The sequence below is a fragment of the Roseateles sp. P5_E1 genome (genome assembly GCF_054049335.1).
In genome coordinates this window covers 330,281-341,448 of the sequence record NZ_JBFUMN010000001.1, presented here as the reverse complement: position 1 = coordinate 341,448, position 11,168 = coordinate 330,281, and the positions used below count along the sequence as shown (strand labels likewise).

The 11,168-nt window shown below is 66.5% G+C and carries 12 protein-coding genes; 4 read left to right on the top strand and 8 right to left on the bottom strand.

The features are described 5' to 3' along the window. Positions 1 to 14 precede the first annotated feature (14 nt). Together ACXJKJ_RS01680 and ACXJKJ_RS01675 are read right to left on the bottom strand one after the other, a co-directional pair. Positions 15 to 938: an arabinan endo-1,5-alpha-L-arabinosidase gene (locus ACXJKJ_RS01680; RefSeq protein ID WP_457388766.1), complete on the bottom strand. Its 924-nt coding sequence runs from the start codon at positions 936 to 938 to the stop codon at positions 15 to 17. A gap of 75 nt (positions 939 to 1,013) precedes the next feature. Continuing rightward, on the bottom strand, positions 1,014 to 1,943 hold the full coding sequence (locus ACXJKJ_RS01675) for a dihydrodipicolinate synthase family protein (protein WP_457388764.1): 930 nt from the start codon (positions 1,941 to 1,943) through the stop codon (positions 1,014 to 1,016). Positions 1,944 to 2,160: 217 nt separating this feature from the next. Here ACXJKJ_RS01675 and ACXJKJ_RS01670 point away from each other — a divergent pair, with 217 nt between their 5' ends. From ACXJKJ_RS01670 to ACXJKJ_RS01655, 4 genes are read left to right on the top strand one after another with little or no spacing between them, the layout of a single operon-like run. After that, a complete protein-coding gene (locus tag ACXJKJ_RS01670) occupies positions 2,161 to 2,925 on the top strand; it encodes an SDR family NAD(P)-dependent oxidoreductase (RefSeq protein ID WP_457326003.1) in 765 nt (254 codons plus the stop codon). Beyond that, positions 2,925 to 3,986 (top strand): aldose epimerase family protein, encoded by a 1,062-nt coding sequence (locus ACXJKJ_RS01665; protein WP_457388763.1) that lies wholly within the window; start codon positions 2,925 to 2,927, stop codon positions 3,984 to 3,986. The genes ACXJKJ_RS01670 and ACXJKJ_RS01665 overlap by 1 nt, the downstream gene beginning before the upstream one ends. Positions 3,987 to 4,002: 16 nt before the next feature. Next, on the top strand, positions 4,003 to 4,473 hold the full coding sequence (locus tag ACXJKJ_RS01660) for an acyl-CoA thioesterase (protein ID WP_457353482.1): 471 nt from the start codon (positions 4,003 to 4,005) through the stop codon (positions 4,471 to 4,473). Beyond that, complete coding sequence (locus ACXJKJ_RS01655) at positions 4,463 to 5,383, top strand: SMP-30/gluconolactonase/LRE family protein (protein ID WP_457388761.1); 921 nt, start codon at positions 4,463 to 4,465, stop codon at positions 5,381 to 5,383. Before ACXJKJ_RS01660 ends, ACXJKJ_RS01655 begins: the two co-directional genes overlap by 11 nt. On the opposite strand, the gene ACXJKJ_RS01650 is transcribed toward ACXJKJ_RS01655, so the two are convergent. The 6 genes from ACXJKJ_RS01650 to yidD form a co-directional block, all read right to left on the bottom strand. Continuing rightward, positions 5,384 to 5,557, bottom strand: a complete 174-nt coding sequence (locus ACXJKJ_RS01650) for a hypothetical protein (RefSeq protein ID WP_157280995.1) — start codon at positions 5,555 to 5,557, stop codon at positions 5,384 to 5,386. A 178-nt stretch (positions 5,558 to 5,735) separates the two neighbouring features. Then, on the bottom strand, positions 5,736 to 6,158 hold the full coding sequence (locus ACXJKJ_RS01645) for a hypothetical protein (protein WP_056191253.1): 423 nt from the start codon (positions 6,156 to 6,158) through the stop codon (positions 5,736 to 5,738). A gap of 4 nt (positions 6,159 to 6,162) precedes the next feature. Further along, positions 6,163 to 7,428 carry a choice-of-anchor K domain-containing protein gene (locus tag ACXJKJ_RS01640; RefSeq protein WP_162247719.1) on the bottom strand — a complete coding sequence of 422 codons (1,266 nt, stop codon included), beginning with the start codon at positions 7,426 to 7,428 and terminating at the stop codon, positions 6,163 to 6,165. 169 nt (positions 7,429 to 7,597) lie between these two features. Then, positions 7,598 to 8,962, bottom strand: a complete 1,365-nt coding sequence (mnmE, locus tag ACXJKJ_RS01635) for a tRNA uridine-5-carboxymethylaminomethyl(34) synthesis GTPase MnmE (RefSeq protein WP_457388759.1) — start codon at positions 8,960 to 8,962, stop codon at positions 7,598 to 7,600. Between the two features lie 199 nt (positions 8,963 to 9,161). After that, positions 9,162 to 10,883, bottom strand: coding sequence for a membrane protein insertase YidC (yidC, locus tag ACXJKJ_RS01630; RefSeq protein ID WP_457388757.1), 1,722 nt, complete (start codon positions 10,881 to 10,883; stop codon positions 9,162 to 9,164). After that, complete coding sequence (gene yidD / locus ACXJKJ_RS01625; RefSeq protein WP_457388756.1) at positions 10,876 to 11,163, bottom strand: membrane protein insertion efficiency factor YidD; 288 nt, start codon at positions 11,161 to 11,163, stop codon at positions 10,876 to 10,878. Before yidD ends, yidC begins: the two co-directional genes overlap by 8 nt. Positions 11,164 to 11,168 lie beyond the last annotated feature (5 nt).

Here is an 11,168-nt window from a genome sequence, read left to right as displayed (position 1 = left end):
TGGGTGTCTCCGGTTCATTCTTCTTGGGGGATCACGGGCCAGCCATCGTCGGACCAGCTCAGGCGCTTGATGCGCAGATGCGGCTTGCCGCCGCGCTCGGTGTCGTAGGCGTGATGGACCAGCCAGTCGCCGACGATGTCCTGGTGGCCGGGGCCCTTCCAGCGCGCGCCGCCCGATAGCAGCGCCGTGCCGCCCGCATCCATCAGGTCCTTGCCATCGCGATCGAGGTACGGGCCTGTCACGCCGCGAGCGCGGCCGACGCGGATGTTGTAGGTGCTCTGCGCGCCGCGGCAGCACAGGTCGTAGGAGGCGAACAGATAGACCCAGTCGCCGTGGCGAACCATCGTCGGCGCTTCGATGCCGCCCTTGCGGCGGGCGATGAAGCGCGTCTCGCCGACGGGTCGCAGCGTGTCGGCACCCAGTTCGGTCAGGCGGATGCCGCCCCAGAAGGAGCCGTAGCTCAGCCACAGCCGCCCGTCGGTGTCGACGAAGAGGTCGGGGTCGATGGCGTTGAAGCCGTCCTCGGCGCGGCTCTGCACGACCAGGCCCTCATCGCGCCAGTCGCCGTCGGGCTTGTCGCTGCTGGCAAGGCCGATGGCCGATCGGTTCTTGCCGAAGGTGGAGATGGAATACAGAACCCAGGTGCGGCCGCGATGCTGGAAGAGCTTGGGCGCCCACACGTCCGGGCCCTTGTGCTCGGGCACCGCGTCGGCCCACCAGGCGGGTGGCTCGCCGAACATGGGCGCCAGGCGGCGCCAGGTCGTGCCGGCATCATCAGACGCCAGCCGCTGCAGGCCACGGCCGGTCGTGAAGACGAACCAGCGGTCGCCCTGGATCAGCAGCGTCGGGTCATGCGCGCCCGTGTCGCCCTGCGGCTCCCATGCCCACGCATCGCCGGCAAGGAGCCACGCGGAACACAGGATCAGGAGCAATCGCATCACATGCATCTCCGTACGCCGAAGCTCGGCGGCGCGGGACGCCGACCATCGTGCGGCGCAGCCGGTCGGGTTGGGCTACTTGCCCCAGCGAAGCACGAGGGGGTCGAGTCGCTTGGCGGCGTCGAGAAGGCCGGCGCGCACTTCGGGGCTCATCTCGGGGAAGGGGTGGCGCGGCGCATCGCTCTTGATGACGCCGCCTTCCTTCATCAGCGCCTTGGCGGTCAGGATGCCGCCCTGACGGTTCTCGTAGTTGATCAGCGGCAGCCAGCGGCCGTACTGGGCCACGGCTTCCTCGCGGTCGCCGGCGTGGAAGGCGTCGAAGATCTTGCGGATGCCGTCGGGGAAGCCGCCGCCCGTCATCGCGCCAGTAGCGCCGGCGTCCAGGTCGGCCAGCAGCGTGATGGCTTCCTCGCCATCCCACGGGCCTTCGATGGCCGCGCCGCCGACGCGGATCAGCTCGCGCATCTTGCTGGCGGCCTGCGGCATCTCCAGCTTGAAGTACTTCACGTTGGCGATGCTCTGCGCCATGCGCGCCAGGAAAGGCACCGACAGCGGCGTGCCCGCCACCGGGGCGTCCTGGATCATGATGGGAATGCCGATCGCGTCAGACAGGCGCTGGTAGAAGCTCTCGATCTGGCCTTCGGACACGCGGAAGGTGGCGCCGTGGTAGGGCGGCATGACCATGACCATGGCCGCGCCGAGGTCCTGTGCGAGGCGGCTGCGCTCGATGCAGATCTGCGTGGAGTAATGCGTCGTCGTGACGATGACCGGCACGCGGCCGGCCACGTGCGCCAGGATGGCCCGCGTCAGCGTTTCGCGCTCGGCATCCGACAGCACGAACTGTTCGGAGAAGTTGGCGAGGATGCACAGGCCCGTGGAGCCGGCGTCGATCATGAAGTCGACGCAGCGCAGCTGGCCGGGAACGTCCAGCGTGCCGTCGGCGTGGAAGATGGTCGGTACGACGGGGAAGACGCCGCGATAAGGACGACTGGTGGAGGCGCTCATGGTGCGGGCCCTTGTCTCTGAAGTTGGTTCAAGCGCCGGCTGGCGGCGCAAGGCTGGCTGTCATCGCCGGCATGCCTCTCATTAAAGTATGACTATTTACCCTTGATTATCGGGGTTAACCCGAAATTCGCCGGCTTTGCAAACAAAATAGTATGACTAATAATCCATCTACCGCCCGGCCAAAGCAGCTGGGCCGCCTATCGCAGGAGACAGTCTGATGAGTTCTTACGCCCGCTACCCCAGCCTCCAGGACCGCGGCGTCCTGATCACCGGCGGGGCCACCGGCATCGGTGAAACGCTGGTGGAGACGTTTGCCGAACAGGGCGCCAAGGTGGCCTTCATCGACCTGGCCGCCGACGAGGGCAACGCGCTCGCGGCCCGCCTGGCTGGTTCGCGCCACGCGCCTCAGTTCATGGCGGCGGACCTGTCCAACGTCGATTCCCTGCGCGGGGCCATCGCCGGGTTGCGCGAGCGCAGCGGCCCGTTCACGGTGCTGCTCAACAACGCCGCCAACGACAAGCGCCACGCCGTCGAAGAGACGACGCCCGAGTTCTGGGACGCCAGCGTGGCCGTCAACATCAAGCACCAGTTCTTTACTGCGCAAGCCGTGCTGCCAGACATGAAGGCGGCGGGCTTTGGTTCCATCATCAACTTCGGCTCCATCAGCTGGATGCTCAAGCAGGGCGGCATGCCGGCGTACACGGCGAGCAAGGCGGCGGCGCAGGGCCTGACGCGCTGCCTGGCACGCGACCTTGGCCCGCACAAGATCCGCGTCAACACGCTGGTGCCGGGCTGGGTCATGACCGAGAAGCAATTGAAGCTCTGGGTCACCGAAGAGACCAAGGTCGAGATCGCCAAGGGCCAGTGCATCGACGCGCCGCTGATGCCCCAGCACATCGCCAGCATGGCGCTGTTCCTGGCGGCCGACGACAGCGCCATGTGCACGGCGCAGGACTTCATCGTCGACGGCGGGTGGGCGTGATGCAGCGCCGCGACTACGGCGTGCTGGCCGACGGCCGGCCGGTGCATGAATACACGCTGACCAACGGACTGGGCCTGGCGCTGACGGCCATCACGCTGGGCGGCATCGTCAACGGCCTGTGGGTGCCGGATCGGGAGGGCCGCATCGACAACATCGTGCTCGGCTTCGACAACCTCACAGACTACGCCCTTCGCAACCCCTTCTTCGGCGCCATCGTCGGCCGCTACGGCAATCGCATCGCCGGCGCCAGCTTCGAGCTGGACGGCGAAACCCACACGCTGTCCCGCAACAACGGCCCCAACTGCCTGCACGGCGGCACCGAGGGCTTCGGCCACCGGCTGTGGGCTGCCGAGCCTGTCGAGCCCCGCGCCGGCGAGGCCGAGGCACTGCTGTTCACCCTCACCAGCCCGCACGGCGATCAGGGCTTCCCCGGCGAGCTCAAGGTCAGCGTGCGCTATTCGCTGAGCGCGACGGACAACAGCTGGCGCATCGACTACGAAGCCACGACCGACCGCGCCACCGTCGTCAACCTGACGCATCACAACTACTTCAACCTGGCCGGCGAGGGCAGCGCGCTGCGCCACCGCCTGTGCATTCCCGCCTCGCGTTACAGCGAGGTCAATGAGCACCTGATCCCGCAGCGCCACGCCGCGGTCGAGGGCACGCCCTTCGACTTCCGCGCGCCCACCGCCATCGTCGCCCGCATCCGCCAGGCATACCCGCAGCTGCTGCGCGCCAAGGGCTACGACCACAACTGGTTGCTCGACGGCGATCTGGACGCCGACGGCCTGCGCCCCGCCGCCACGCTTGAAGACCCCCACTCCGGCCGCCGCATGGACATGCTGACCAGCGAGCCGGCGATCCAGTTCTATTCGGGCAATTTCCTCGACGGCAGCCTGTGCGGTCCCTGCGGACGCATCTACCGCCAGGGCGACGGCGTGTGCCTGGAGACCCAGCACAACCCCGACTCACCGCACCACGAAGCCAGCAGCGACTGGCCCACCACCGTGCTGAGGCCCGGCGAGGTGTGGCGCAGCACCACAATCCATCGCTTCTCCTGACCGCGAAGAGAACGCCATGGACCTGCCCGCCCACCAATTGACGATGACGGTGCTGATGACGCCGGACACCGCCAACTTCGCCGGCAATGTCCATGGCGGCAACATCCTCAAGCTGCTCGACCAGGTCGCCTATGCCTGCGCCAGCCGCTATGCCGGCCGCTATGTCGTGACGCTGTCGGTGGACCGGGTGATATTCCGCCAGGCTATCCACGTCGGTGAGCTGGTCACCTTCCTGGCCAGCGTCAACATGACCGGCACCTCGTCGATGGAAGTCGGCATCAAGGTCGTGGCCGAGAACATCCGCACGCAGGAGACGCGCCACGTCAACAGCTGCTACTTCACGATGGTGGCCGTGGGCGACGACAACAAGCCGGTGGCCGTGGCGCCGCTGCGCCCCTTCACTCCCGACGAGCGCCGCCGCCACGCGGCGGCCATCGCCCGCAAGCAGGCTCGCGCAAGCCTGGAAGCCTCACCCGATGCAAGCTGAACACCCTTTCGCCCTCGCCCTTGCCCTGGCCAACAACCTTGGCGAAGGCATCCAATGGCATGCCGCGAGTGGCCGCTGGTGGTGGACCGATATCGAAGGCGCCTGCATCTACGCCTGGACCCCGGGCGACAGCGCCACGCTGCAGGTGCGCCTGCCCGAGCGCGTGGGCAGCTTCGTGCATGGCCGCTCCGGCGCCATCATCCTGGCCATGGCCAAGCGCCTCGCGCGCCTGACGCTACCCGACCTGCAGGCCACCGGCAGCATCGCTGCCGAGCCCGAGACCCTCACGCCACTGGAAGCCCACCTGCCCACCACGCGTGCCAATGACGGCCGTTGCGACCGCAGTGGCAACTTCGTCTTCGGCACGCTGGACGAAGCCAACCCGCGCCAGCGCATCGGCAGCTTCTACCAGTACTCGCTGGCCCACGGCCTGCGCCGGCTGGCGCTGGACGGCGTGAGCATCTCCAACAGCATCTGCTTCAGCCCCAACGGCAAGCGCATGCACTACTGCGACACGACCACCCCTCGCATGATGGTCTGCGACTACGACGCGGACAGCGCCCAGGTCAGCGAGCCGCGCCTGTTCGCGAGGAAGGAATTCGACGACAACTGCTGGCCGGACGGTTCCGTCATCGATGCCAAGGGTTGTTTGTGGAATGCCGAGTGGGGCAACGCGGCGGTGGCCCGCTACGCGCCCGACGGCCGGCTGCTGGGGCGCTATTCGGTGCCGGTCAGCAATGTCACCTGCCCCGCGTTTGGCGGCCCGGCCGGTGACCAGATCCTCGTCACGACGGCCCGCGAAGGCCTCAGCACCGCCGACCTGATGGCCCGCCCGCTGTCGGGCAGCCTGTTCGGCATGACCATTGAGCCCGGCCTCTACCTGCCCGACCCGCTGTTCAACGACGCCTGATCACCGCTTGCCGGGTTTCTGCACCCAGGCGTCCATCCAGTCGGACCCCGACAGCACGCGACGCGAGCGCCACATCTCGTCGCGCGGCGGAACAAGTGCGACGGGCTTGGCCTGTGGTTTAGGCCGGTGCTGCGCGGCTTCGGTTGTGACGCTGACGTGTTGAAGGGGTCGCATGCGAGCTCCTCGTGCATCGGGACTGTGCCACTCTGGGTAGCGGGGTACCAAGCCGGTATCAAGCTTGGTTCCCTCGAGTCAAGAACGCATAAGGATCGCGATCGGATGACTCGCTTAGATCCTGAAGCCCAGCTTTTAGACCTTCGTCAGACTCCGGGCGATGCCTGAGTCCCGCAAGTCAGTGGGGTGCGTCTTGCAGGCGGGCTTGCAGGCGCAGCAACAGCGGCGCCGGCACGGCGTTTCGGCGCTCAGCCGAGGCTATGAGAGACCGGACGAGGCCACGCATGGCCTCGCCGTCAATGGCGCCTGCCGCGGAGCCATCCGGCGCGCGCGCGATGTAGTCGCCCAGCCTTTGCCCAAAGCCAGGCGGTGCCGCCGGCCTGAGGCTGGCCTGGACCGATGCCCATTCAGGTGTGGGCAGCACCAGCGTCTCGGTCTCGGTCTTGGCGCAGGCCGTGCAGTCGCGCGAGCTCAAGCAGAAGTCTGGCATGGGTTTGTCCTGGATGCCCACATGCTCGAAACATATGCAGTTCTCCGGCGTGCCCGAAGCACCCACGGGGCCGGAGATCGACGCCAGCAAGAGCACCACCAGCGCGCGCACGGCTCTAGGAACGGCGCCGAGCGGCCCCGATTGCACAGAGGCCGACGAGCCAAAGCGCAAGCGTCGCGGGCTCAGGGACCGACGAGATGAAACCACCCGCCGTCGCGTTGGCAAAACTAACGAGTTCGACTTGGAAGCCTTGGATGGCCGGGTCCGGCGCGCCAATCGGGTCTTTGTCGGCGCCGGTGCCCGTGCTGCTTGGCGTGACCTGCAGGACCGGCGTCAGCCGTGCCATCAGGTCGACAGACGCAGTTCCGCCTTCGAGCACGTTGAAGGTGTTGGTGAATCCGCCGGACGTGAACCGGACGAAGTCGGCGCTCGCGATGGGGTCGTTGGTGTTGGTCGTATTGGTGATGGCCAGCTGCGAGTGGTAAGTGAAGTTGGCTTCGGAGACATTCGCAAAGTTCATCGCTATATCGAGGCCGATCGCGTCGAGCGCACTTCCAACCTGCGTTGCACCGTTGTGATAGGTCAAGGTCCCGAGTTTGAACAAGTCACCCACCACAGGGGAAAAGGCTGCGGCGGTGAAGCTCAGCGAACCCGGTTCGCCGATGCCCCAGTTCACGGCGGGCGTGCCCAGCCCGGAACAGGTGGCCGGTGGGCAGCCGGGTGTCGGACTGGTGAACGTTGCGCTGGACGAGCCAACCGTCGCGGGTTTCATGGTCCAGCCCCAAGTCACGCCGCCGCGCACGGTGATGCCCGTGGCGCCGTCATATTCCACCGCATAGAGGCTGGCGTTCCAGGTCACCGGATTGACGGCGTTGAGCGCGTTGGCGCCACGCTTCGAATAGTCGCTGAACGCAACCGACTTGCTGGTTGACTTTCCGGCCACTTCGCTGGTGGTCCAGTAGAAGGGCAGGTTATCGTCGTTCGGACGTGGGTCAATGTAGGGCGTAGACGCGCCACCGAGAGGCTGGTTGGTGTCGATGAACTGCAGCCAGTGCAGTTGGTGCCCCGCGGCAACGGCGCTGGTTTGACTGTAAGTTGCGGTGAACTGTGCACCCCCACTGCCCTGATTCCATCCTGCCGAATAGGTCCCTGGGGTGATGCTGCTGCCGGCCACTCCACCGGCGGTATTCACTGTCCAACCCGGATAGGCAGAGGTGACGAGCGAGGTGTTGAATCCTGCGCTCCCGATGGACGTCTGAGGCACCACGCGGACGACCGCATTCCCGTCCGCTGAAAGCGCATAGTCCGCTGCGCTCGTGGGCGCCGCAATGGCGAGCAAAAGCAAAGATGCCCAGACCGTTTTGCCGGTGAAGTTCAACATGGAGACTCCCTCTTTTGAGATGGGCGCAGTACACCGGTTGTAGCAAGGGACAGTCAATGCTTGTCGGCCGAGCTGCGGCCTCATGCACGACGTTCCTCCTCAACTTGGAGGAGGATGGTGCGGTTAGGGATTCGTTCTTGTGCCGTTGTGGCGCCGACTCCAGAAATCCCTACTTGCCGATGCAAAAGCTGCTGAAGATGACGCCGAGCAACTCATCGGCCGAGAACACGCCGGTGATTTCACCCAGCGCATCGTGGGCCAGACGCAGCTCCTCGGCGAGCAGATCCAGCGCGGCATCGCGCTGAGCGGCAACTTCGCGCGCCAAAGCCAGGTGCACGGCCGTGCGCGCCAAGGCCTGCACGTGGCGCTCGCGAGCGATGAACAATCCTTCGGGCACCGCTTGCCAACCGGCCGTCTGCAGCAGGCGCTGGCGCAGCGCTTCGAGGCCTTCGCCCGTCTTCAGGCTCAGCGCAATCTCGCCTTCGGGCGCGCCAGCCAGGTCGGCCTTGTTGAACACCTGCACGATGCGGCTTGCGTCCACACCGAGCAGCCGCGCGCGGATGCGCTCGTCCTCGGCCTCGTAGGTCGCCTGGCCGACGCGGCCCAGGTCGTGCAGGAAGAGCACGACGTCGGCGTCCGCGATCGCGTCCCAGGATCGCGCCACGCCGATGCGCTCGACCTCGTCGGCCGTCGCATCGCGCAGGCCGGCGGTGTCGGTGATGTGCAGGGGCACGCCTTCGATCTGGATGGTCTGGCTGACCTTGTCGCGTGTCGTGCCAGGAATGGGCGTGACGATGGCGAGCTCGGCGCCGGCGAGTGCATTCAGCAGCGAGCTTTTTCCCACGTTGGGCTGGCCCGCGAGCACGACCTTGAGGCCGTCGCGCAGCAGCGCGCCCTGGCGAGTTCGAGCTTGCACTTCCCTCAGTTGCGCAGCCAGCCGATCCAGACGGCCGAAGGCGTCCGCCTTCTCAAGGAAGTCAATCTCCTCCTCGGGAAAGTCCAGCGTCGCCTCGACCAGCATGCGCAGCTGGATGAGCTGGTCGCGCAGCACACCGACCTCGTGCGACAGCGCGCCGCCCAGCGCCCGGCTCGCGCTGCGCGCCGCAGCCTCCGTGCTCGCATCGATGAGATCGGCCACTGCCTCGGCCTGGGCGAGGTCGAGCTTGCCGTTCAGGAAGGCGCGCTGGGTGAACTCGCCTGGTTCGGCCAGGCGCACGTTTGCGCCGGCCGCTATGACCCGAGCGAGCAGCAGCTGCATGACGACTGCGCCGCCATGGGCCTGCAGTTCCAGCACATGCTCGCCTGTATAGGAATGCGGCGCCGGGAAGTGCAGGGCCAGGCCCTGGTCGATGGCCGCGCCGGCTTCATCGCGGAACGGCAGGTAGGTCGCCTCGCGAGGTTTCAGCGCGCGGCCGCAGACGGCTTCAATGAGCGGCGCGAGGCCTTGTGGTGACGACACGCGGACGATGCCCACGGCGCCGCGCCCGGGAGCGGTGGCGATGGCAGCAATGGTGTCTGCGTGACGAGCGAGCATGAATGCAATTGTCGCGGCGCAAAAAGAAACAGCCGCTCGAAGGAGCGGCTGCATCAGAGGTTGGCGCGGGGGAGGCTCGGTTCGGGCGCTCTCGTGAGTCCCGTCCGGGCCGGTGTTCTCTGCCCCGCGAAGCCATTGAACTGCTAACCCCGGGCAGAAAGAAGCCCCCGGGTGCGGGGGCTGTGCAGATTCACGTGATTCAGTTCACGCCCAATCGCTTGTTGATCAGCCACTGCTGGGCGATGGACAGGATGTTGTTCGTCAGCCAGTACAGCACCAGGCCGGACGGGAAGACGAAGAACATGACGCCGAAGGCCACGGGCATGATCCACATCATCTTCTGCTGCATGGGATCGGCGGCCGGCGGGTTGAGCCAGACCTGGAACAGGCTGGACGCCATCATCAGCAGCGGCAGGATGAAGTAGGGGTCGCGCACGGACAGGTCGGTGATCCACAGCGTCCACGGCGCCTGGCGCATCTCGACGGTGGACAGCAGCACCCAGTACAGGGCCATGAAGATGGGCATCTGCAGGAAGATGGGCAGGCAGCCGCCGATGGGGTTGATCTTCTCCTCGCGGTAGATCTTCATCATCTCCTGCTGCATTTCCTGCGGCTTGTCCTTCAGGCGCTCCTTCATCTCGTTGATGCGGGGCGCCACGGCCTTCATGCGGGCCATGGACTTGTAGGCGCTGGCGTTCAGGCTGTACAGCGCGATCTTGAGCAGCAGCACCAGGGCAACGATGGTCCAGCCCCAGTTGCCGATGAAGCCATGCAGCTTGTCCAGCAGCCAGAACAACGGCTCGGCCAGGATGGTCAGCATGCCGTAGTCCTTGACGCGCTCCAGGCCCGGCGCCAGTGCTGAGAGGTTGTTTTCCTCCTGCGGGCCGGCGAAGAGAGTGGCCTGCTGGGTCGCGCTGGTGTCGGGTGCGAGCGTGGGCAGCGTGAAAACCATGCCGGTGGCGTAGGCGTCGCCGCGCACGCCGGCCTGCCCAGGTAGTTTGCGCACGAAGAACTCGCGATTGCCGGCTTCATTGACGAGCCAGGCGCTGGCGAAGTAATGCTGCACCATCGAAACCCAGCCGTCGTTGGCCTGCTTCTCGATGTCGACCTTGCCCTTGTCGATGTCCTCGAACTTCAGCGTCTTGAACTTGGTGTTGCTGTTGTAGACCGCCGGGCCCGTGAAGCTGGGCGTGAAAGCCGCGCCGCCGGTGACGGTACTGCCGTCACGCACCAACTGCAGATAGACCTGCGGCGTGACGGGCGCGGCACCGTGGTTGACGACTTCATGCGTGACGCCCACCGTGTAGACACCGCGCTTGAACGTGAAGGTCTTGATGAGCTTGACGCCACCGACCTCGGCCGATTCCAGGCGCAGCTTGACCTCGTTCTGGCCCTCTTTGAGCTCGCGCTCGCCGGCCACCGCCGTCATCGGCGTGGTGTGGGCAGGCAGCGGGCCCTGGGCGCTGACCAGGCCGGTCTGGGCCCGGTAGTGCTGGCCCTCATTGAAGAGCACGACCGGCTGGGGCGTGAACTCGGGCTTTTTCTGCAGATGCACCATCTGCAGCAGCTGGTCGGTGACGGTCGGGTCCGGCGACGTCAGGTATTTGGGCAGCTCGGCGCGGACGATGTCGCCGCCCAGGGTGTCCACCGTGACCGTCAGCACGTCGGTGCGGATGGTGATTCGTTCGGACGGCACGGCCACCGGTGCGGCGGTCGTGGGCGCCTGGGCAGCAGCCGTGCCGCCAGCAGCGGTCGCTGCCGGTACGCCAGACGACGCAGGTCCGGCCGGTGCCGTCGACACGGTCTTGGGCGTCGGGCTGAACATCGAGGGATGCCCGTTGTGCTTTTGCCAACCGTCCCAGAGCAGGACGAGAGACATCGTGAACACCACCCACAGCACGGTGCGGCGAATATCAGTCATGAGGAGACTCGGACGAGGAAGAGGACGCGCAGGAGGCGCGCGCCACGGGGAGAGAGAGGAGGCGGGAAAACAGCCGCGGCGGATTGTCAGGCACGGGGTCGTGCCCGCCGTTACACCAGGGCTGGCAGCGCAGGATGCGGTGGACGGTCAGATAGCTGCCGGCCAGCGCACCGTGTTTCTCAAGTGCGCCCAGCGAGTAGCGGGAGCAGGTCGGCTCGAAGCGGCAGGCGTTGCCCAGCCAGGGGCTGAGCATGAGGCGGTAGCCGCGCACGATGGCCATCAAAG